Source organism: Streptomyces graminofaciens, from assembly GCF_030294945.1.
Lineage (GTDB): Bacteria > Actinomycetota > Actinomycetes > Streptomycetales > Streptomycetaceae > Streptomyces > Streptomyces graminofaciens.
In genome coordinates, this window is sequence record NZ_AP018448.1 from 7,603,006 (window position 1) to 7,624,738 (window position 21,733).

The following is a 21,733-nucleotide window of genomic DNA, read 5'->3' on the forward strand; positions in this document are numbered from 1 at the left end:
GCAGGAGCCCCGCAAGAACGGAGAACCTACGCAAGTGGCTACATGCGAGCAGTGCGGTGCGCCGCAGGAGGACGCCGACGACTTCTGCGGGGCCTGCGGCGCCTTTACTGCCTGGGGCCGCGAGCGGACGGAGACGCCGGTGGCGGAGGAGGAGCCGGCCGGTCCGGCCGGACCAGCCGGTCCGGCCGGTCCCGCGGCCACGCCGCCGTCGAAGACCTCGGTCGCCACGAAGACCTCGGTCGCCACGAAGACCTCGGTCGCCACGGAGATCCCGATCGCCGCGGAGATACCGGTCGCCGCGGAGGGCACGGCCGCCGCGGGGGGCACGGTCACCGCGGTCACACCTCGGCATACGGCCCCCACCCCCACGGTGCGGACGGCCGCGTCCACGCCTGAGGATTCGGTCGCGCCGACGACCGCCTCACCGGACCCCGGTGCCGCGGAAGCGGCGGGCGCGGTGCGCCCCGCCAAACCGACGTTGGAGCGTGTCGGGCGGCGGCACGGCGCCGTGGACGGACACGTCCCCTCACCGGACGACGTGGCGTGTGCCGAGTGCGGCACCGCCAACCCGGCGGGCCGACGCTTCTGCCGCCGTTGCGGCAACGCGCTCGAGGTCCCCGCCGCCCAGGCGCGCTCCCCCTGGTGGCAGCGGCTGGCACGCCGTCTCCGCGATCGCCGCCGTCGGCGGCGGCTGGGCCGCCGTAACGGCGGCTGGGCCAAGGCCCGCCGGGCGATCGGCGTGCTCCTCGCCCTCTGCGTGCTCGGCGGCGGGCTCTATCTGTCGTCGCCCTACGCCTCCCGGCTGCTGGGCGGCGTCAGCGATCGCGTCGCCAAGCCCACACCCGTCACCCCGAAGACCGTCAAGGCCTCCAGCAGCGCCGCCGGCCATCCGGCCGCCCACGCGGCCGATGGCACCTGGACCAACTGGTGGGCACCGAAGAACCCGGCCAAGGGACAGTGGGTGGAGGCCGAATTCTCCGGCGGCTTCGACCTGCTCCACCTCGTCGTGCTCTCCGGCGCCTCCGAGCGGCAGGACGACTTCCTCAAGCAGGCGCGGCCCTCGGCGTTCGAACTGACCGCCTGGGTCGAGGGCGGCAAGACCGTCACCCGGCGAATCAAGCTCCAGGACAAGCACGGCTCACAAGACTTCCAGCTGGGCATTCCGGACGTGACCCGCATCCGCCTGACCATCGTCTCGTCCTATGGCGAAGCCCCTGGGCGCCTTGCCGCCGTGGGTGAACTCGAATTCTTCACACGGTCGTGAGGTGCGTGGACGGCATCCCGCCACGTGTGGACGGCATCCCGCCACGTGTGGACGGCATCCCGCCACGTGTGGACGGCATCCCGCCACGTGTGGACGGCATCCCGCCACGTGTGGACGGCATCCCGCCACGTGTCGACGGCATCCCGCCGTGTGTCGACGGCATCCCGGCGCGTGTCGACGGCATCCCGCCACGCGGTGCGCGGCTCCGCGGACGAACCGGCGCGGCGGGCGGCGGCGGTGCCGTCCCCGCGTGCGCGGTTCGTCCGCGGAGCCGCGGCGGTGCCGTCCCCGCGGAGACGGGGACGAACACCCACGCCCCGGCCGCCCGGCCATGGACCCATGGTTCCGCCGCGGGACCCATGGGCCCCATGGCTCCGCCACGGCGCGAAACGCGATCTGCCCCTCAGTCGAGGGCGCGGATCACCCGCTCGTACTCGCGCTGCGCCCGCTCCGCCGCCGCCGTGCTCCCGGCCTCGCGATGGGCGGCGACCAGCAACTGCCACGAACGGTCGCGGTACCGGTCCAGCTCAAGGCTGCGCCGGGCCGCTTCGGAGGCCTCGACCGGGCGCCCGAGGAGCAGTTCCACCTCCGCCAGCGCACCGGCGACGTCGGCGGCCCGTATACGCAGCCGCCGACGCTCCGGCACCACCCACTCGGTGGGGCCGACTTCGGGCAGCAGGCTCCCGGCGTACCAGCGGTGAGCGGCCCGCAGGGTGTCGGCGATCTCCTTCGTGCGTCCGGTGTCCCGGATGCGCCGCCAGTCGGTGACGGCACGCTCGAACTCCCGGACGTCGCTCTCGTCGCCGGGCGACAGGGCGATGCGGTAGGACTCGCCGTCCCGCAACAGAAGCCGGTGGTCGCCGCGCCCGGCCTCGGGTTCGAGGAAGCCGCGCAGGTGGGAGATGGCCACCTGCAGATTGCGTATGCCCGCCTCCGGTTTCAGGTCCGGCCAGAGCGCGGCGAGCAGGTGCTCCCGGTGCACGAGCCGCGGCGTGTGGATGGCCAGCAACTGCAACAGGGCACGGACTTTGGGGCGCAGCGCCGAACAGTCCAGTCGGCGGCCTCCGCGCCGTACCTGGAACACCCCGAAACAGCGGATCTCCAGTCGTGGACCCGCCAGAGCGGCGGGCGGAGCGGTGAGTCGCACCGGCTTCGGAGCCGTGACCGGTCCGCCGGCCGTCGCGTCGGCGAGGCGCGCCTCGGTGTCGGCCCGTTCGGCCAGCGGCACGGCGTCGCACGCCGCCGCGAGTTCGGCGGCCCGGCGCAGCAGCGGGACCGCCTCCCGGTGACGTCCGAGGCGGCGCAGGGCCGTACCGTGATCGGTGAGCACCCGGGCCAGCGGCAGCCGCGCGTGCGGACCGCCCAGCGCGGCCCGCGCCTCCTCGAACAGGCGCAGCCCGTCTTCGGCGTCGGCCACCAGGGCACAGGCATGCAGGGCGGTGCCGATCGCCTTCGGACGGCCCCAGCGGCGCGCGAGCGCCAACTCCTCCTCGGCCAGTCGGCGTGCGCGCTCGCTCTCGTGCCCGCGATCGCCGAGCGCCGCGAACGCCCGCGTCGCCCAGGACCGCCAGGCACCGTAGGACACCCCGCGGATGTTGTGGCTCAGCAGCAGCGCACCGTAGTCGAGGAACTCCGCCATCGCTCCGCGCGCGTCCCCCCGTGCCAGGAGCAGATGGCCCCGCCCGGATCCGAATTCGGGGTGGGACCGCGGCCGGCCCGGCTGCTCGGGACCGGCCTCGGCCCCGAGCAGCCGGGCCGCCTCGGCCGTCTCGCCCCGCTCGACGAGGAGATGCGCCAGCAGGCTCTGCTCCTGCAACCAGGCGAACAGTTTCACGTCCACGCCCGACCGCTTGAGCAGGATGGTGGCGCTCCTGGCCGCCTCCACCGCCTCGCCGAGCCGTCCCACGCAGTACAGGAGTCTGCACCGCACCGCGTGCGCGATCGCCGAGCCCAGTTGGTCACCCTCGCTGTCGGCCTGGGCGGTCCCGAGGTCGCAGTAGTGGAGTGCCAGGTCGTCCTCTTCGATCCGGCCCAGCGTGATCACGTTCGCCCAGTACAGGATGCGGTCGAGGAAGTGACCCGGCATGGGCGCGGCGAGGACGCCGAGGGCCAGCGCCCGTGCCTCGTCCGCCGAGCCACCGTGGCGGCAGCACTGCACGGCGCGGACCGTGTCCAGGCACTGCCGTGCGATCGTGTCCTGCCACTCCCCGGCGCTCAGGCCGGCCGCACGCCGGTTCATCTCCACAGCGGGCGACATGTCCACCAGGGCCGTGACCATGGCCTGTGCCTCAAGGCGCACAGCGAACGACTCCACCCTCGCCAACCGCAGCGCCGTGCGGTCCAGCACCGTCCGCGCCTCCTCCGCGCGACCGAACATCAGCAGGGCGCCGGCCAGATGGCTGGCGATGTCGACGCAGGCCGCCTCCTCCCGCGAGGACTCGGCCGAGTCGGGGGGCAGACAGGCCCGTGGCGCCCACGGCCGAGGCTCTCGCAGGGCACGCCGCAGATAGCGCTCGCCGGCTCGCGGTCTGCCCGCGGCCATCGCGTCGACGCCGGCGTCGTGCAGTATCTCGCCGGCCCAGGCGTCGATCCCGGGGCTGGTGTGCAACAGGTGTTCCGCCACCTCCGCCTTCTCCGCCCCCGTCTCGTGCAACACCCGGGCGGCACGGGAGTGCAGTGTGTCCGCGGTGCTGACGGGCAGGAATCGCTCGATCGCTGCCGCGATGAGGGGACGGCGGAACGCCAGGGGCTGCTGGTTCACCAGCAGTTGCCGGCGGACCAGTCGGTCGACGGCGTGCGTCGCCTCCGAGCCGGTCAGACCGGCCAGACGCGCGGCGATCGCCAGTTCCGCGTGTTCGTGCAGCACGGCGACCGCCTGGGCCATCGACACCGCGGACTGGCCGAGGCCGCGCATCCGCGCGTAGGCGTCATCGGCCGCGGACTCGGGCGCGTACCGGGCCAGATGCCGACCGGTCTCCTCGTCCGGTGTCGCTCCGTGCCCGATGAGTTCGTCGAGCAGCGACCACAGCAGGCGGGGATTGCCTCCGGTCTCGCGTACGACCGCACGCAGGAATCCCGGGTCGCATTCCTCGGGCAGGGCGGACCGGACGAGCCGCTCGACAGTCGCGGGGGCCAGGCCGACGAGGGCGGTGCGCCGACAGTGGTCGGCGAGATCGCCGAACGGCGCCGGCGCGGCAACGGCCTCCCCCGTCCGCGCACTCCCCAACAGCGTCACCTGGGGAGTACGGCCCTGGTTCACCATGCGGCCCAGCCAGTGCAGCGAGGGCCCGTCGCACCAGTGGAGATCGTCCAGGACCAGCAGGGTCGGAGCGCCGTCCGATGCCACGGCCAAGGCCTGCTCGAACTCTAGGTAGTCGGGCCCCGGACTCGACAACGAGACCGGGGCCCCTTCCCCGCCCGGTGAATTGCGTGGCCGCGGCAACTGGAGACAGTGAAGCAACCGCCGCACCGTGCTGTAGGCCGATTGACTTTCGGCCGGGGGCAGTCGGGTATGCGCCACGGAAAAGCCGACGTTCTCGGCATGCTTGGCCATTTCGGCGAGCAGGGTGCTGCGCCCTATCCCTGCCTCGCCCTCCACCAGAAGAGCGGTGGGCGTGCCGCCCGCGGCGTCGCCGAGGGCCTGGAGAATTCCCTGCCTTTGGGCTTCGCGTCCCTCTTGGGGCGGTTTTGGTGTTTCATTCATGCGACGGGGAAACGGTCGCATGAATCATGCGATTCCCGTCCGGCTGCGTCAGCGCGTTCCCCTGCGCCCTACCGTCGGGTGGTCCGCACCATAACCGCCCAGTGCCCCGAATAACTGACATGGCCGCAGCATAATATAGCTCCCCCGGCCTTGCCGGATGCTGTTTCCGGACGTTTCGTCAGTACCCCGGACGTCTGAGCGCGGGACGGCCCGGCGTGTTCAGGTGGATGCGCGTCGGCGTCGTCTCCCGAGGCTTTGGGCGGTGGGGAATCGACAACGCGGTCGACAACACGTGGGTCATGCGACTCGGGTTCCTCCCGCCCTCGGCGCCGGCGCGCTCCTCGGCGCGGACGCGCTCCTTGGCCTACGCGTCGCCGATCCGCGCTGCCGATCCCGCTGCCGGCCCGTCGCGGCGCAGTACGGCAGCGGTCTCCGCGGCCCGGAAGCTCTGTCATCCGCCGTGCTGGTGCTGCTCGTTCAGATAGCTTTCGGGATGTACCCACAGCACGACGTTGTCGAGATGCTCGACCGCTCCGCTCTCCAGTTCCTTCCGGAAGAACTCGACGATCTCCCGGTCGGAATGGCGCAGGCTGAAGTGGGTCAGCACGAACAGGTTCTCCGGGTGCGCCTGGACCACCGGACGGAGCTCGCTCCACACGGTGTGTCCGACCTGCTGTGCTCGGGTGAGTTGGGCATCGTCGAGATACGTACACTCGGTGATGATGACTGGATAATCGAACAGCCAGGGGTTCAGTGTGAACACGCTTGCGTGCGTGTCTCCGAGGAAGGCGAAGAGGGGGCGGCGGACCTCCTGGTCGACTGTGTCATCACCGTCCTTGCGTCGCTGAGCGATGATCCGGCCGAACTCCTTGGCCCGGCCGGCCGCGACCATCGATGCCTTCAGCTCTTCGTACTCCGGCTTCAGGACCCTCTTTTTCTCCGCGAAGCAGTAGCCCACACACGGCACCTTGTGCAGGCACTCGACGACTCGGACCGCGTACTCCCCGCGACGGCCCACGGAGAACTCCTCACCTGATCGCACGCCGTGCAGGCGGCACTGCCCGGCGAGGGACGGATCGAACGCCGCGCCGTGGTTCAGTTCGCTCGAAGCACGCAGATAGGCCTCCGCATACGGTTTCGCGTCGGCCGGCAGATAGATGTCAACACCCGTATCCCTGGCGGCCAGATAATCGAGGTCCTTGGAATGGTCGAGATGGGTATGCGTCAAGAACACCGTTTCCACCTGTCGGCCTTCGGCCAAACCGGCATCGAGGCTGCATCGCAGTTCGGGGACGTGGAAGAAAGTCTTGTCGTTCGCTCGGGAGTACCCGGTCAGGCTCAATCCGGTCCCGGGTATTTTCCACGTCTTCCACTGGCGGAACGGATGTCCCTTCTCAAGCCGTTGAGGGTGACTGATTCGAGGGTCGGTACGGTCGTTCATCCGGGCTCTCCCCATGCCGTCGTGTCACGGTTCCTCACGTGAACGGATATCGGCCGATCGTACGGGGCGGCACTCGGCTTTTTACGGTATTTCCGCGCCCACTGCGGGGGAACTGCGCGATCCGGGGTGCTCCTGCGGCATGCATGTCTTGCGCGGAGTGCTTACCGCAGAGTGATCACCGTGGCGTCGCCGATCGCCCCGCCCGTGGGGATTTCGCGGGTGGTCGTCTCGTGGTCGCCGATCAGTTTTTTCAGGGCCGTGGGGCCGGGCTGGAGGCGCCCTCGTTCGAAGAGGACGAGGGTGACTTCGGTGTGTGGGGGTGGGCTCATGTGGCGGTACTGGCGGTAGGTGACCGCGTCGCAGCCTGAGTACCAGCCCATTTCGGGTTCGTAGCCGGTGACCAGGAGGCACGGCTTGTCGGAGGTGAGTTGGCGGGCGACGGGGATGGTGGAGGCGCCCAGGTGTTCGGGGGCGGGCATCGCGCCGTGGGCCACCACCTGTGCGGTTGCCGGGACGGTCAGCGCGGCCAGAGCAGCTACGGCGGTGAGTATTCCCGGGGCCAGGGAGCCGAGCCGGTCCGCGATCTCGGTCACGCCCAGGATCGTGAGGAGGACGACCGAGAGGTAGATGAAGCGGGGCTCGCCGTCCGTGACCGTGCCCAGGATGACGCAGATCAGTACGGCGGACATGCCCAGGAAGGCTGTGCGCCGGTCGTTCGGGAGCGGCTCGCCGGCCGGGGCGCGGCGGAGGCGGCGTACGGCCGCTCCCATCGCGACTAGGCCCGCGGCCATGACGACCGCTCCCAGGTCGCCGGCCAGGCGGTAGGGGAAGATCGCGAGGTAGTAGAGGAGGCCGTCGCCGACGAAGCTGCGTTCGGCCTGATCGGTCGCCCAGAAGATGATGCCCAGCGGTGAGCCGGTGGTCCTCGTGGCGTGGACGAAGTGCGGGAGGAGACCGAGCAGCAGGGTGAACGCCGCGAAGGCCAGGTGCCGGCCATGGGCGAGCCAGGCACGGGGACCGTAGGCCAGTACGGCGGCCAGCGCTATCGCCAGCAGGTTTCCCACGATTCCGTACCGCAGGTAGAAGGCGGCCAGCGTGACGAACGGGAGGACGAGCAGGGCCCGGGAGTGTTGCTTCTCCTGCGCCCTGACCAGGAGGAGGACGACGATGAGCAACAGGCCCGTGGAACCTATGTCGTTGAGGAACTCCGGGAGTCTGCGCAGGAATCCGAGCCCGCCGAGTATCAGCAGCGTGACCGTCGCCGCCCGGCGGCGGGACATCCACTGAGCGGCGACCAGATACACGACGGTGAGCGTGAACAGGGTCAGGACCAGCGCGACGGCGCGCAGGGCGCCCACGTCGTCGTGGAGTGCGAGGGCCAGTCTGCCGAGGGCCGGGAGGCCGACGGGGCGGTAGAGGCCCCAGCCCGCGTCGGGGGTGCCGTCCAGCCAGGAGCGCGCCTTGTTGGCGTAGACGGCTTCCTCGTGCGCGAAGTGTGGTTCCTTGTCCTGCAGCCAGGCCCAGACGGCTGCGGCGAGGAGCAGTATGCCTGCGACGTACACCCCAACCGGCGTACGTCGCAGGGGTATCAGTACGCGCTGCACGGGCTCCGGGAGGTCGGCTCTCATCCACAGGGAGCGGGACAGCAGCCAGGCCGGAGCCGCGCCGAGCAGATACGGCCAGGGCTGCCACCCGGGCAGCCAGCCGCCCAGCCCGACGCCGATCATGAGCTGTTGCGCGGCCGCGGCCCCCGTGAGCACGACGGCCGTCACCAAGGCCGCGCGACGCGTCGCCGAGCCGGCCTTCACCCCGTTTTGGTACATGCGTTTGAATCCCCCCGGGGGTGAAGGCTAGTGCAAGAGTGCGGCGCCGTGGCCGAGCCGGGGATTCTCGTGCACGGCGAGGACCGCGTCGCAGCGGTCGCGGACCCGGTCGTCGTGCGTGGCGACGACGACGGCGCATCCGGCGTCGCTCATCTCCCGGAGGATGTCGATGACAGCGCTCGCACTGGTGTGGTCGAGGGCGCCGGTCGGCTCGTCGGCGAGCACGAGCGACGGCTTCTCGAACGCGCGCCACCTGCCTGGTGTTACGCGTTCCAGGAGCGCGTGCACAGGACGAGGCGGTAGCCGTCCGGGTCTGCGATCGTCACTCCGTACTGGTCCCAGTACGGATTGTGCGCGGTGACTCTGGTTCCCCCTGCGGCCAGGAGACGTTCGATCTGCTCCTCGGTGACGGGGGTGCCGAGGTAGACGACGAAGAGGTCGTCCACGGTGGGGGTGGGCTCCAGCGGGTTCTCCGGATCGTGGGTGATCTCGAAGTGCCATGTCCCGGCGGGCGGGCCGACCATGAGCAGGTCGTGTTCGCCCGAGACGCGCTCTGTGGTCCGCCACAGGACATCGAGCCCGAGCCCTTCGACGTAGAAGCGTTCGGCGGCGCCGAGGTCCCGGGACGGGCGCGCCATCCTGACCTGGGTGGAGGAGTCGAGCATGTGGAGTACTCCCGTACGGCCCCGAGGCGGGCCTGTCGAAGCAGTGGTGGTCGAGCGGGCTCGGAGGCTTCAAGTTCCTTGCCAGGTACGGCAGTTGAAGTGCGCGGTCAGTGTTTGTCCGCGCAGGCGGCCTTGGCGGTGCTGACGGCGACACGGTTCCAGGTGTTGATCGAGAAGATGGCCGCGAGGACATGGGCGAGTTCGGTGTTGTCGAACTCGGCGGCGGCCTGGGCGTACACCTCGTCCGGAACCCCGCCCACGGAGATCAGGGTGACCGCTTCGGTGAGTGCGAGCGCGGCCTGCTCCTTGGGCGAGAAATAGTGCTCGGTCCCGCGCCAGACCGCGACCATGTGCAGACGGAGGTCGTCCTCACCAGCCCTGCGGGCGTCACTGACGTGCGTGTGGAGGCAGTAGGCGCAGCCGTTGAGCTGGGACGAGCGGATCTGGATCAGCTCGACCAGGGCCGGATCGAGGCTTTCGCGGGCCGAGGCATCGAATCCGATGAGGGCCTTGAACGCCTTGGGCGCGGCGGCGGCGAAGTCGACTCGGGGTGCGGTGGCGTTCGTCATGGTCACTAATCTAGGGACCCGGCAGACCCCCGGAGAGGTGCTTTCAAGTGTCGGAATCTTGGGTCAATTCGGCCGAGCGCATCGGCGCCGACCTGCACCTTGAGCTGGCCGGGACGGGTTCGCGCCGGGCCGCCCTCGCCCAGGCCCTGCGTGAGGCGATCCAGGAGGGGCGGCTGGCCGCCGGGGTCCGGCTGCCGCCCTACCGGTCGCTCGCGGCCGACCTCGGCATCGCACGGAACACGGCCGCCGACGCGTACGCGGAACTGGTCGCGGAGGGTTGGCTGACCGCCCGGCAGGGCTCGGGCACCAGGGTCGCGGAGCGCGCCGCACCCGCCAGGGCGGTGCGCGTGCCGAAGAAGCCGTCCACGGGGTTCGCCACGCCCGCGCACAACTTGAAGCAGGGTCAGCCGGATGCTTCGTCGTTCCCGAGGAACGCGTGGTCGACCTCGACCCGCCGGGCGCTCACCGCCGCGCCGCACGACGCCTTCGGGCCGGGCGACCCGCAGGGCCGGATCGAGCTGCGCACCGCGCTCGCCGACTACCTCGCCCGTGTACGGGGCGTACGGACCGGCCCGGAGCGCATCGTGATCTGCTCGGGTTTCTCCGATGCGCTGCGGCTGCTGTTCGGCGGCGGTGTGCTGCGCGGAACGGTTGCCGTCGAGGCGTACGGCCTGGCGTTCCATCGTGCCCTGCTGGCGGCCGACGGCGTACGGACGGTGCCGCTCGGCTTGGACGAGCTGGGCACGAGAACGGAGGAACTGGACGGGCACCGCGGTGTGCGGTCGGTGCTGCTCACCCCGGCCCACCAGTTTCCCGTCGGCGGGCCCCTCGATCCGGCGCGGCGCAACGCGGCGGTCGACTGGGCCCGTGCTCGGGGCGGTGTGGTGATCGAGGACGACTACGACGGTGAGTTCAGGTACGACCGCGAACCCATCGGCGCGGTCCAGGCGCTGGACCCCGACCACGTTCTGTACGTCGGGTCGGCCAGCAAGAGTGTGTCGCCCGCGCTGAGGCTGGGCTGGATGGTACTGCCGGAGCATCTGGTCGCTCCGGTCCTTGCGGCGAAGGGCCAGCGCGAGCGCTGGACCAGTGGGGTGGACCAGCTCACCTTCGCGGACCTGATCACCTCCGGCGCCTACGACCGGCACATCCGGCAGATGCGCCAGCGCTACCGTGACCGCCGCAACCGCCTGGTCGCCGCGCTCGCCGAGCACGCGCCGCACATCGAGGTCACCGGGATCGCCGCGGGGTTGCACGCGGTGCTGCGGCTGCCCCCAGGCACCGAGACAGCCACCGTGAACGCCGCCACCTGGCTCGGCCTCGCACTCGACGGACTCGCCGGCTTCCGGCATTCCGCCACCGGGACCGCGCTGTTCGACGGTCTGGTCGTCGGCTACGCGGCCCCGCCCGACCACGCGTACGCCGCTGCCCTCGACGCGCTCTGCCAGATCCTGCCGCCCCCACCGTGAACCCCGTCCCCACGAGGTGGACATGACAGGCCCCTTCGTTCCCCGTGTACGGGTGGTTCCCCCGTGTACGGATCGTGGGTTCAGCGCCGGGCGAGCTCCTGCTGCCAGACGGGGCTCTCGAAGTAGTGGTTGTCGAACTGCTCGGAGCTGTCGCGGATGTCCTGCACCGAGGCCTCGCCCCGGTACACCCGCTCCAGCAGCCGGTAGTAGTCGAACCGGTCCATCCCCGGCGTGAAGACGACGAGCATCTCGGCCTCGCTGTCCGGGGCCGGCGCGAAGGCGTGCGGCACGGTCGGTGGGACGGTCAGGAAGTCGCCCTGGCCGAGCGTGAGGACCTGCTCGTCGAGCAGGATCCGCATGGACCCCTTGAGCACGTAGAACATCTCAGTGGCCCGGGTGTGGAAGTGCGCGGGAGCACCGGGAGAGCCCTTCTGCAGCGTCGCGCGGTTGGCGGTCAGCGCACTGCCGGTGGCGTTCGCGTCGGCCAGCAGCGTGATCAGGCTGGTCGCTCCGTCCTGCAATGTCTCGGCCTCGTCGGCGCGGACGAGAACCGGCTTCGAAGCACTGGTGAACGTCATGGTCACTCCTGGGTCTCAGTGGTTCCGCCGACCGGTGTTCCCGGCGACACCACTGAATCTAGGCTCCGGAAAGACCCGGAGAAGGGTGCATTGAAGGCAAGAAATCATGGGTCAATCCAGCGCTGAGGGGTCCGGGATCGTGGAGTTCCGTTCCCGGACTCTCCATCAGTGCCCGAGCCCTGTCCGGTTTCGCCGCCGGCGCATCGTCCTGCGGCGAGTGGGGGAGGGGCCGGCCCCCCAGGTGCGAGGCTGGCTCCCCGACATCCCCCTCTGACCTGCGGTGTTGTACGTCTGCCAAGAACCGGCCGGCCAATCTTGTACGTCCTCTTACCTTGCTTGGCTCTGCCTTGTTCCTCGCCTGTCTCCGCCTTGTTCGACCGGATCGAACAGTGGTGTTCGGCACCCGGTGGGTGGCCGAACCCCAGGATCACTCGACCTCCGCGAGGTGGAACAAGCATGTCTTCCCATGTCATACGCATGGCCGCGATAGCCGGAGTCGCCGCCCTCTCCGTCTTCACCGCCACGTCCTGCGCGGGCGGGGACGGCGACGGCGGCGACGACGCCAGGAGCGCGGCGTCCCCCAGCCCCTCCCCCCAGACCGGGAAGAAGGAGAGCGCGGAGAAGAAGGAAGGCGCCCACTGGGGGTACGAGGGTGCCGACGGCCCCGCGAACTGGGCCACCCTCGCGGAGGACTTCGAGGCGTGCGAGGCGGGCAAGGAGCAGTCCCCGATCGACCTGGACGACGACGGCGCCCACGTCGTCGAGGCGGCTGTCGACAAGGCCGTCACCATCGACTACAAGCCCGTCACCGCCGAGTTGGTGAACAACGGCCACAGCATCCAGGCCAATGTCTCCGCGGGCAGCGAGATCGTGATCGACGGTACGTCGTACGACCTCAAGCAGTTCCACTTCCACCTCCCGAGCGAGCACACCGAGGAGGGTGAGCACACCGCGATGGAGGTGCACTTCGTGCACGCCGACAAGGACGGCGACCTCGCCGTCGTGGGCGTGCTGATGGAGGAGAAGGCGGGCAAGTCCGCGTTCAGCGACCTGCTCGCGGGGCTGCCGGGCGAGGAGGGCGAGACGCGGAGGATCGAGGGCGAGATCGACCTCACCGCGTTCCTGCCGGGCGACCGCGACCAATACCAGTACGACGGCTCGCTGACGACCCCGCCCTGCGCCGAGGGCGTCAAGTGGACCGTGCTGAAGGAGCCGGTGACGGTCGCGCCGGACGAGGTGGCCGCGTACAAGGAGCTCTTCCCGAAGAGCAACCGGCCGACCCAGCCGCTGAACGACCGCGAGATCACCGTGGTGGACGAGTGATCCCCGGACACTTACCAACCCTCTTGAACGTCACGGGCGTTGACCCGTCCCGGGCGTACCAGCACAATGAGCGCGCACCGGAGGCTTGAGAGCGCTCTCAAAGCGTCGGTGCGCGAAGCTGTGTCCCGGCAGGTCCCACCAAGTCCCGTACGTTCCAAGGGAGTCCCATGACCGGCAGGCAAGGTCCCGCGTTCAGCCGTCGTACGCTCGTCGGCGCCGGCCTCGGTATCGGCGCCGTGGCGTTGGTCGGAGGCGGCGCCGCCGCGGCCCAGGCCGCCGACGCGTCCGCTCTTCGGCGGGGCCAGGCCTTCCTCGCCGCGGCCATGGACGGCTACCCGGACCACGGCGAGCTGCGGCTCGCGCAGAGCTACACCGACCAGGCGGGGCTGTTCAGCACGGCGTTCACGTACGACAACGCGCTCGCGATCCTCGCGCTGCTCGCGGTGCGTACGGGCAACGGCCGGGCCAGGGCCGTGGCCCTCGGGGACGCGCTGCTCTACGCCCAGGCGCACGACCCGGCGTACGACGACGGCCGACTGCGCCAGGCGTACAACGTCGGGCCGTACGTCTACTACGACGGTGTGCCGCAGCCGGACGGCTTCGTGCGGGCGGACGGGACCGCCAACGTGGGCACGCAGTTCGGGTTCACGGGTACGGCCGTCGGGGACATGGCGTGGGCGGGGATCGCGCTGAGCGCGCTGGCCCGGCGGACCGGGGCCCGGCGGTTCCTCAGGGGCGCGGTGCGGATCGGCGAGTGGATCGAGCGGACCGGCCGTACCGACGAGCCGCTCGGCGGCTACAAGTTCGGGGTCAACGGCGCGAACGAGAAGCTGCCGTTCACATCCACCGAGCACAACACCGACCTGGTCTGCCTCTTCGGGCGGCTCGCCCGGCTGACGGGGGACCGGGTGTGGCGGGAGCGGCGCGACCGGGCCGAGGCGTTCGTGCGGCGGATGTGGGAGCCGGCCGGGGGTTCGTCCGGGGGCTTCTTCTACACCGGCACGAACGACGGGGTGACCATCAACAAGTCGCCGATTCCGGAGGACACGCAGACCTGGACGTACCTGGCCTTCGAAGGCCGTTCGGGCCCTCACACGCGCTCCCTGGACTGGGCGCTGGGCGAACTGGCCGTGCTGGACCACGCCGAGCGGCGCAACAGCACGGTCCCGGCCGGGCAGTCGTACGAGGGTGTCACCTTCAGCTCCGCCAGTCTGGTGGCGAACGAGGACGCGCCGATCGCCGAGTTCCAGCCCAAGCCGGACCGGAACGGGGTGTGGTTCGAGGGGACGGCGCATCTCGCGCTGGCCCTGCGCCACCGGGGCGCGCGGGGCGACGAGGCGCGCGCCCGGCGGCTCCTCGGCTCCATCGAGAACGCCCAGGATCGGCTCGGCGGCGGCCAGACCGTGGGCGGGAGGGCGCTGCCCGAGCGCTCCGGGGTCGTCTCGGCGAGCAGCCCGCTCGACACCGGATTCGGCTTCGGCTACTACCCGTACCGGCACACTGGCGCGACGGCCTGGTACCTGATGGCGGCGGTGCGGTCGAACCCGTTGCAGGCCTGACGTCCCGGGCCGTTCAGGGGTCCCCTACGGCGTCGGGGCGGCGGGAGATCGCGTCCCGGCCGCGGGTGAGGCACTCGATGCGCTCGTCCTTGCGTACGGTGCGGAGAGAACCGGTATCCGGCGGATGCCCTCCTGGTGAACGGATAGCATCGCGGGCATTGTCGTCGGTGGGATGAGGTGGATGTCGTGGCGCAGATGGGGCCTCGGATCGCGGTCGCCGTCGTGACCATGGGCAATCGGCCCGCCGAGGTGGACGCGTTGCTCGCGTCCGTCGCCAAGCAGGACGTCGCGCCCGAGCGGATCGTCGTCGTCGGCAACGGATGTCCGCTGCCCGACTTCGGCGCGCGGCTCGGGCTGCCCGGCGAGGTCACGCTCATCGAGGTGGACGAGAACCTCGGCTGCCCGGGCGGGCGGAACGTGGCGATCCAGCGGCTGCGCGAGTTCGGAGACGTCGATGTCGTCGTCGAACTGGACGACGACGGGCTGCTCGTCGACGCCGATGTGCTGCGGCGGGTCGGGGAGTTGTACACCGCCGACCCACGGCTCGGCATCGTCGGATTCCGTATCGCCGACGAGCACGGCGAGACCCAGCGGCGGCATGTGCCGAGGGTCGGCGCCAAGGACCCGATGCGCGGCGGGCCGGTCACCGGGTTCCTCGGCGGCGGGCACGCCCTGTCCATGGCCATGCTGGAGGAGACGGGGGACTGGGCCGCCGAGTTCTTCTTCGCGCACGAGGAGACCGACCTGGCGTGGCGGGCCGTCGACGCCGGATGGACCGTGCTCTACGCGCCCGAACTGCTGCTCCAGCACCCGAAGACCTCACCCGCCCGGCACGCCATCTACTACCGGGTCAACGCCCGCAACCGCGTCTGGCTCGCCCGCCGTCGGCTGCCGCTGCTCCTCATCCCCGTACATCTCGGGGTGTGGGTGCTGATCACCCTGTTGCGGATGCGGTCGCTCGGCGGACTGCGGGCGTGGTTCGGCGGGTTCATGGAAGGCTGGCGCACCTCGGGCGGCGAACGACGGCCCATGCGATGGCACTCGGTGTGGCGGCTGACGCGGCTGGGACGACCGCCGGTCATCTGACGGCCACCGGTCAAATGAACCACAGGCCCCGCTGACGGCCGCCGGTCAAATGAACCAGAGTCCCCGCTGGTGACCGTCGGTCAACTGAACCACAAGCCCCGCTGGTGGCTTGGCTGTCGGCCGTGGTGAGCGCGGGCGTACGACGAGCGCCCCGGTCGTTCACCTCAACCGACCGGGGCACCGCGTCTGGATCCCTCGGATCCGGCCGCTGCGGCGACACTCCCCCGAGCTACGCGTAGTACGCGTGCACCGTCGTGACCGGATCCGATGAAGTGATCACATCAGGTCGCGCCAACACATCGCTAACATGAGTCCAACGGCTCCACAGGGAGCCGTACCGGAGTCGGCGCCCTGGCGCCGCGGGGGTGGGGCCCGGTTCACGGTGCGGGAAGGCAGCGGGCGGGTTCTATGCGGGACGGGCTGCGGTTCGGACTGCTGGGTCCGCCGGTCTTGTACGACGACGCGGGCACGGCGGGAGACGGCGGCGCACGTCCCGTGGGCAGCGGCAAGGCGCGCGCCCTCCTCGTCGCCCTGCTGCTCGAACCCGGGCGGGTCGTCTCGGTCGAGGCGCTCAAGGACGTGCTGTGGGACGGGGCGCCACCGCCGTCCGCCCAGGCCTCCCTCCAGAACCATGTGACCCGGCTGCGAAGGCTGTTGGACGACCCCGAGCGGTTGCGGGCGGTGCCGCCGGGCTATCTGCTGCGGGTCCGCGAGGGCGAACTGGACGTCCGCGTCTTCGAGACGCACGCCGCCGCCGCGCGCGCCGCGCACGCCGACCGGGACTGGACACGGACCGTGCGCGAGTCCGCCGCCGCGCTCGCGCTGTGGCGGGGGACACCGCTCGGCGGGCTCACAGCGGCCGAGTCCGGCGCACAGGGCCTCGCCCAACAGGCCTTCGTGCAACGGCTGGAGGAGGCCCGACTGCTGCTCCTGGAGTGGCGGTACGAGGCGGAACTCCACCTCGGCGAGACCGAGGCGCTCGCCGCCCTCGCCCCCGAACTCGCCGCGCTCGTCGCCGAGCATCCCCTGCGCGAGTCCTTCCACCGGCTGCTCATGCTCGCCCTGCACCGCACCGGCCGCCAGGCCGAGGCCCTCGCCGTCCACCGTGACCTGCGCACCCGCCTCGTCGAGGAACTGGGCGTCGAACCGGGACCGGCGGTGCGGAAGGTGCACTTGGAGATCCTCCGGGAGCCGGGAGCCGGGCCTGCGGCGACGCCGTCGGCCGAGGAGCCACCTCGTCCGGCCCAACTCCCGCCCCCACCCGCTCACTTCACCGGCAGGGCAGCGGTCCTGACCGAGCTACGGCGTGCCCTCGCCGTGGACGCGCCGCCCAGCCATCCAGGGGCGCGGGGCGGCATCGATCTTGTGGCTACCGCCGCGTGGGCGCGATCAGCCACAGACGCCCCGCACTCGCCGAACCACACTTCTTCCCGAGCTCCCAGGCGCCCGGCTGCCGCGGAGCCCGTCGTCATCAGCGGCATGGCCGGCGTAGGAAAAAGCGCTCTCGCCCTGCACCTCGCACACGGCCTCGTGGACCGCTTCCCCGACGGCCAGCTCTATGTGAACCTGCACGGCGCAACCCCCGGCATGACCCCCCTCACCCCGGCCCAGGCCCTCGCCTCCCTCCTCCGCGACCTCGGCACCGACCCGCGCCGCATCCCCGAACACCCCGACGCGGCCGCCGCGTTGCTCCGCTCCACGCTCGCGCCGACCCGCACGCTGATGGTGCTGGACGACGCCGCGCACGCCGCGCAGGTACGGCCGCTGCTGCCGGCCGGCGCCGGGTGCGCGGTGATCGTGACGAGCCGTTCGCCGCTCGCCGCGCTGGACGGCGCCCACCGCTTCCCGCTCGTGCCCCTCTCGGACGAGGAGAGCGCGGCGTTACTGCGTGCCGCCTCCGGCCGTGCGGCAGGGCTCGACGCCGCCCACCCGCTCGTCGAACTCACCGGCCGACTGCCGCTCGCCCTGCGCGTCGTCGCAGCCCGCCTCGCGGCCCGCCGCGCCCTCACCCCGGACGCGCTCGCCGGTCAACTCGCCGCCACGGAAGGAAGGCTGCACCACTTCGAGTACGACGACCTGAGCGTCCGGCGCTCCCTCGCCGTCGCCCACGAGGCCCTGCGCGCCTCCGAACGCCAGGCCGACCGCGACGCCGCCCACGCCCTGCACCGCATCGGCGCCCTCGACCTGCCCGCGTACGGCGCGCCCCTCCTCGCCCGCCTCACCGGCACCGACGAGCGCCGCGCCGAGGCCGCCCTCGACCGGCTCGTCGACGTGGCCCTGCTGGAGGAGACGACGTACGGCCGTTACGAACCCCACGACCTCGTACGGGACTTCGCACGAGAGATCGCCGGCGACGGCGGGGCGGATGGTGGTGGCGCCGTCGAGCAGGCGCTGCGCTGGTATGCGGGGCTGGCGCGGCGGAGCCTGTCGGTGCTGCTGCCGCCGGGGTACGAGCGGGAGGAACGGCTGCGGCCGACGCGGACCGCGACGGAGGAGGCGTCGGACTCGGACACGGTCTCCGGCGGGCCGCCCTTCGCCTCCGCCGAGGAGGTGTTCGCGTGGGGGGACCGCGAACTGCCCAACATCGTCGCCCTCGTCGAGCGCTGCGCCCGTACGGAGAACGGCCGGGGCGGGGGCGCCGGGCCTGTGGCGCTGGTGCCCGCGCTCGTCCGGCACCTCTTCCCGTACCTCCACCGGGGCGGACGGCTCGCCGAGCTGGACGTGCTGGGGAAACTCGCGCTGGACGTGGCGCGGGCGCTCGGCGACGACGAGGCCGAGGCGTTCGCCCTGACCGACCGGGCCGGGCTGCACTTCATGTCCGGCCGGACCACGGAGGCGCTCGCCCTCAACGACGAGGGCCTGACGCTGTGGCGGAAGCTCGGCGTCGTGTCCTGCGTACGGCGCTGTCTGAACAACCGGGGGCTGCTCCTGGAGAGCCTCGGGCGGTACGAGGAGAGCGAGGAGACGCTGCGGCAGAGCCTGGAGCTGTCCCGGCAGCTCGGCGACCCGTACGGCGAGGCGGTGACCTTCAGCCATCTCGGACATCTGTACAAGCACACCGACGCACGGGCCGCCATCGCCCACCACGAGCGGAGCCTGGCCCTCGGGGAGCTGGCCGACAGCGTCGTCGTACGGCACACCGCGCACTGCAACATCGGCTACGCGCGGCTCAGGCTCGGTGAACCGGCCGCCGCCGTACGCAGTTTCGAACAGAGTCTGCGGGTGCTCGGCGACGACGAGGACTGGCAGGGCGAGTCCCAGACCCGGCTCGGGCTCGTACGTGCCCTGCGCGCGCTGGGTCGGACGGAGCGGGCGGCCGAGGAGTGCGCCCTCCTGCTCGACCTCGCCGAACGCAGGGCCGACCGGTACGCCGCCGCGCTCGCCCGGCACCAGCGGGGGCTGCTGCTGCGGGCGCTGGGGCGCGGCGAGGAGGCGCGCGGAGAGTGGGAGGCGGCTCTCGCGGTGCTGGACGGCACGGACTCGTCAGTGGTGAAGGAGCTGCGGGGGCTGCTGGCGGGGGAGCGGTGAGCACACGTGGCCGTGGGGCGTCCGTGGCGACGAGCGGGCTCCCTCACTTGGCGTCGGCATAGCACTCCACCACCGCCGTCGTGAACGGGAACCGCACCGGTGTCTCCCCGAACGTCAGCCGCCCCGACAGCTCCGACGCCTCCCGGATCGCGGCGACCACAGCCTCCGTCTCCTCCTGCGGGCAGTGCACGATCACCTCGTCGTGCTGGAAGAAGACCAGCTCGGCGGCCATGCCGGCCAGGGAGCGGCGGAGGGCGGCGAGGAGGAGCAGGGTCCAGTCGGCGGCGCTGCCCTGGACGACGAAGTTGCGGGCGAAGCGGCCTCGGGCGCGGGAGTCGGTGGAGGCGTAGCCGGGCACCCACTCGGTTGCCCGGCCTGTGCCGGGGGCGTCCTCGGTGGCCTGGGGGAGACCCGCCTCCTCCGTGGCGTCCTCGGACGCTCCGACCGCCGGCGGACACGTACGCCCGAGCCAGGTCCGTACGAGCCGGCCCTCCTCGCCCGCGCGGGCCGCGTCGTCGACGTACTGCACGGCTCGCGGGAACCGGCGGCGCAGGGCGGCGAGATTCTTCAGCCCGTCCCCGGACGTCTGCCCGTACACCGCGCCCAGCACGGCGAGCTTGGCATGTTCGCGGTTGCCGGAGAAGGCGCGGTCGGAGACGGACTGGTAGAGGTCGGTCGCGCGGCCCGCGACCTCCATGAGGCCCGGGTCGCGGGAGATGGCCGCCAGCACCCTCGGCTCCATCTGGTCGGCGTCGGCGACGACCAGCCGCCAGCCGGGGTCGGCGACGCAGGCGCGGCGGATCACCTTGGGGATCTGCAGCGCGCCCCCGCCGTTGGTGACCCAGCGCCCCGTGACCGTGCCGTGGGCGAGGAACTCGGGCCGGAAGCGGCCGTCGCGGACCCAGTCCTGCAGCCATGACCAGCCGTGGGCGACCCAGATGCGGTACAGCTTCTTGTACTCCAGGAGGGGCTTCACGGCGGGGTGGTCGATGCTCTCGATCTCCCAGCGGCGGGTGGAACGGATCCGGATCCCGGCCTGCCCGAAGGCCTTGACGACATCGGCGGGCAGATCGGGCCGCACGCGCCGCCCGAAGGCCCGCGACACCTCGTCGGCGAGCTCGGCCAGCCGCCGCGGCTCGCCACCACCCGCGTACCGCTCGCCGAGCATCTCGTGCAGTACCTCGCGGTGGACGTCCGCCCGCCAGGGCAGACCGGCGCGGTTCATCTCGGCGGCGACGAGCATGCCGGCGGACTCGGCGGCGGTCAGCAGGCGCATCCGGTCCGGGCGGTCCGTCGCGTCGTGCCGTCTCTGCTGATCCGCGTACACCTCGATGAGGTCGGTGAGGGGTACGTGGACGGGGCGGGGCTCGAAGAGGGAGGGCTGGCCGCCGGGGTCCGCCGAGCGCAGCGGCGGGTCCGGCGGAACCGGGGTGCGGCGCAGGCGGGCGAGGGCGGCGGCCGCGGAGCGGGGTTCGCCGAGGCGGCCCTCGTGACCGAGGAGGAGGGTCTCGGCGTCCTCGATGTCGTAGCACCGCTCCACGCGTACGCCTCCGGCGAGGAGCCGTGGATACACGTCGGCGGTGGCCCGCCACACCCACCGCCCCACGTCCGGCCGCCCCCGCACGGCCTCCACGAGATCCGCCTCCCGCCGGGCGGGCCCCGTGGGCAGCCCGTCCGGACCGAGGGGGGCGAGATCCACCCCGCCACCGTCCTCGGCCACCGCGAGAGCCCACCGGTCGGCCATGGGGTGAGTGTGGCAGGGGGGTCTGACAACGGGGGTTCGAGGCGGCGGGTTGTTCGGCTGCGGCCCGGTGGGAACTGCGCGAGCGACCCGCCCCAACCCGCCCCCGCCAACGCGCCCCACCCACCCGAGCTCTCCCGCGCGAGAAACCCCGCCGCCCCTACCCTTCCGCCACCACCCGCAACGCCTCCGCCACACTCTCCTCGGTGGCCGACTTGCTCACCCCCAGACCGCTCAGCACCCCCTCCCCGTTCTCGAACTCCAGCAGCGCGAGAAGGATGTGCTCGGTACCGATGTAGTTGTGACCGAGCCGCAGCGCCTCACGGAAGGTGAGCTCCAGCACCTTCTTGGCATCGGCGCTGTACGGAATCAGCTCCGGCACCTCCGCCACCGCGGGCGGCAGCACCGCCCCCACCGCCTCCCGCGCAGCTTCCGCCGAGACTCCCTGCGCGACCAGCGCCTTCGCCGCCAGCCCCTCCGGCTCGGCGAGCAGCCCGAGGACCAGGTGCGCCGGCACCCCCTCGGCGTTCCCCGCCGCCTTGGCCTCGTTGTGCGCGGCCATGACCACGTTGCGGGCGCGCGGCGTGTACCGGCTGAAGCCCTGACTGGGATCGAGATCCGCCTCGGCCTTCGGCACGAACCGCTTCTGCGCCGCCTGCCGGGTGACGCCCATGCTCTTGCCGATCTCGGTCCAGGACGCGCCCGAGCGTCGCGCCTGGTCCACGAAGTGGCCGATCAGATGGTCGGCCACGTCGCCGAGGTGGTCCGCGGCGATCACCGCGTCCTGGAGCTGGTCGAGCGGTTCCGGATGGACCTTCTTGATGGCGTCGATGAGGTCGTCGAGGCGTACGGATGAGGTGACACGCGGGTTCGTCGTCATGGTGTCAACGTTAGGTTGACACCCCTTGACTGTCAACTTCGAGTTGACACCTCTGTCGCGGCAGATGGGGGACATGCTTGGGAGCCCCAGGAGCCGAGCGGTGC

The 21,733-nt window shown here is 71.6% G+C and carries 15 protein-coding genes; 6 read left to right on the plus strand and 9 right to left on the minus strand.

Features of this window, described 5'->3' with window-relative positions:
* Positions 1-34: 34 nt before the first annotated feature.
* On the plus strand, positions 35-1,264 hold the full coding sequence (locus SGFS_RS33360) for a zinc ribbon domain-containing protein (RefSeq protein WP_286255808.1): 1,230 nt from the start codon (positions 35-37) through the stop codon (positions 1,262-1,264).
* A 403-nt stretch (positions 1,265-1,667) separates the two neighbouring features.
* Here SGFS_RS33360 and SGFS_RS33365 read toward each other — a convergent pair whose 3' ends face one another.
* The 6 genes from SGFS_RS33365 to SGFS_RS33390 form a co-directional block, all read right to left on the minus strand.
* Entirely contained in the window at positions 1,668-4,988 is a 3,321-nt protein-coding gene (locus SGFS_RS33365) for an AAA family ATPase (protein WP_350284036.1), read from the minus strand.
* Positions 4,989-5,418: 430 nt separating this feature from the next.
* Positions 5,419-6,408 carry an MBL fold metallo-hydrolase gene (locus tag SGFS_RS33370; protein WP_286255810.1) on the minus strand — a complete coding sequence of 330 codons (990 nt, stop codon included), beginning with the start codon at positions 6,406-6,408 and terminating at the stop codon, positions 5,419-5,421.
* Positions 6,409-6,569: 161 nt separating this feature from the next.
* Entirely contained in the window at positions 6,570-8,231 is a 1,662-nt protein-coding gene (locus tag SGFS_RS33375) for a glycosyltransferase family 39 protein (protein ID WP_286255812.1), read from the minus strand.
* A 27-nt stretch (positions 8,232-8,258) separates the two neighbouring features.
* On the minus strand, positions 8,259-8,456 hold the full coding sequence (locus tag SGFS_RS33380) for a P-loop NTPase family protein (RefSeq protein WP_286255813.1): 198 nt from the start codon (positions 8,454-8,456) through the stop codon (positions 8,259-8,261).
* Between the two features lie 38 nt (positions 8,457-8,494).
* Complete coding sequence (locus SGFS_RS33385; RefSeq protein WP_286255814.1) at positions 8,495-8,896, minus strand: VOC family protein; 402 nt, start codon at positions 8,894-8,896, stop codon at positions 8,495-8,497.
* 107 nt (positions 8,897-9,003) lie between these two features.
* On the minus strand, positions 9,004-9,465 hold the full coding sequence (locus SGFS_RS33390; protein ID WP_286255816.1) for a carboxymuconolactone decarboxylase family protein: 462 nt from the start codon (positions 9,463-9,465) through the stop codon (positions 9,004-9,006).
* A 47-nt stretch (positions 9,466-9,512) separates the two neighbouring features.
* Here SGFS_RS33390 and pdxR point away from each other — a divergent pair, with 47 nt between their 5' ends.
* On the plus strand, positions 9,513-10,934 hold the full coding sequence (gene pdxR, locus SGFS_RS33395) for a MocR-like pyridoxine biosynthesis transcription factor PdxR (RefSeq protein WP_286255817.1): 1,422 nt from the start codon (positions 9,513-9,515) through the stop codon (positions 10,932-10,934).
* An 80-nt stretch (positions 10,935-11,014) separates the two neighbouring features.
* Here pdxR and SGFS_RS33400 read toward each other — a convergent pair whose 3' ends face one another.
* The gene (locus SGFS_RS33400; protein WP_286255819.1) at positions 11,015-11,512 is read right to left on the minus strand and encodes a cupin domain-containing protein; all 498 of its coding nucleotides are present in this window, start codon (positions 11,510-11,512) and stop codon (positions 11,015-11,017) included.
* A gap of 456 nt (positions 11,513-11,968) precedes the next feature.
* Between SGFS_RS33400 and SGFS_RS33405 the strand changes: the two genes are divergently transcribed.
* The 4 genes from SGFS_RS33405 (at position 11,969) to SGFS_RS33420 (ending at position 19,008) form a co-directional block, all read left to right on the plus strand.
* Positions 11,969-12,835 carry a carbonic anhydrase gene (locus tag SGFS_RS33405; protein ID WP_286255821.1) on the plus strand — a complete coding sequence of 289 codons (867 nt, stop codon included), beginning with the start codon at positions 11,969-11,971 and terminating at the stop codon, positions 12,833-12,835.
* A gap of 167 nt (positions 12,836-13,002) precedes the next feature.
* Positions 13,003-14,394, plus strand: a complete 1,392-nt coding sequence (locus tag SGFS_RS33410; protein WP_286255822.1) for a Tat pathway signal sequence domain protein — start codon at positions 13,003-13,005, stop codon at positions 14,392-14,394.
* A gap of 195 nt (positions 14,395-14,589) precedes the next feature.
* Entirely contained in the window at positions 14,590-15,480 is an 891-nt protein-coding gene (locus tag SGFS_RS33415) for a glycosyltransferase family 2 protein (protein WP_286260185.1), read from the plus strand.
* A gap of 408 nt (positions 15,481-15,888) precedes the next feature.
* A complete protein-coding gene (locus tag SGFS_RS33420) occupies positions 15,889-19,008 on the plus strand; it encodes an AfsR/SARP family transcriptional regulator (protein ID WP_286255823.1) in 3,120 nt (1,039 codons plus the stop codon).
* A 43-nt stretch (positions 19,009-19,051) separates the two neighbouring features.
* On the opposite strand, the gene SGFS_RS33425 is transcribed toward SGFS_RS33420, so the two are convergent.
* Entirely contained in the window at positions 19,052-20,752 is a 1,701-nt protein-coding gene (locus SGFS_RS33425) for a bifunctional 3'-5' exonuclease/DNA polymerase (protein ID WP_286255824.1), read from the minus strand.
* A 157-nt stretch (positions 20,753-20,909) separates the two neighbouring features.
* Positions 20,910-21,629, minus strand: coding sequence for a Clp protease N-terminal domain-containing protein (locus SGFS_RS33430; protein ID WP_286255826.1), 720 nt, complete (start codon positions 21,627-21,629; stop codon positions 20,910-20,912).
* Between the last annotated feature and the right edge of the window lie 104 nt (positions 21,630-21,733).